A 576-nucleotide genomic window follows, 5' to 3' on the forward strand; every position below is an offset into this window, starting at 1 on the left:
GCTGTTGCTGGCTCTAGGAAGAACATGATGCCCATCAGACCTACAATCGCCAAAACGACAGTGTATGGCAATGCCATCACTACCATTCGACCGTAAGACAGACGAATTAGCGGTGCTAGTGCAGACGTTAGTAGGAATAGGAAAGCGGCTTGACCGTTTGGCGTTGCAACAGAAGGTAAGTTTGTACCAGTGTTGATTGCAACTGCTAACAGGTCGAACTGTTCACGCGTGATCAAGCCTTCCATAAGGGCTGATTTTACTTCGTTGATGTATACCGTACCTACGAATACGTTGTCCGAAACCATCGATAACAAACCGTTCGCAACGTAGAAGAGGGCAAGCTGTGTGCCTTTGTCTTCAACGGCTAAGACGGCGTCAATAACAGGTTTGAATAGCTCTTGGTCAATGATTACTGCAACGATCGAGAAGAAAACCGCGAGTAGGGCTGTGAAAGGCAGAGCCTCTTCAAATGCTTTGCCCATTGAGTGCTCCTCAATGACGCCAGTAAATGACGTTGCTAGGATAATGACAGACAGACCAAGCAGGCCAACGGCTGCTAAGAGAAGCGCTAACGCG

Annotated in this window: 1 pseudogene; it reads right to left on the reverse strand. The window is 48.3% G+C overall.

The window, feature by feature from the left end:
* A pseudogene (locus R7Q46_RS28950) lies at window positions 1-576 on the reverse strand (sodium/proton antiporter); the annotation flags it as partial.

The organism is Vibrio sp. 811, from assembly GCF_033339195.1.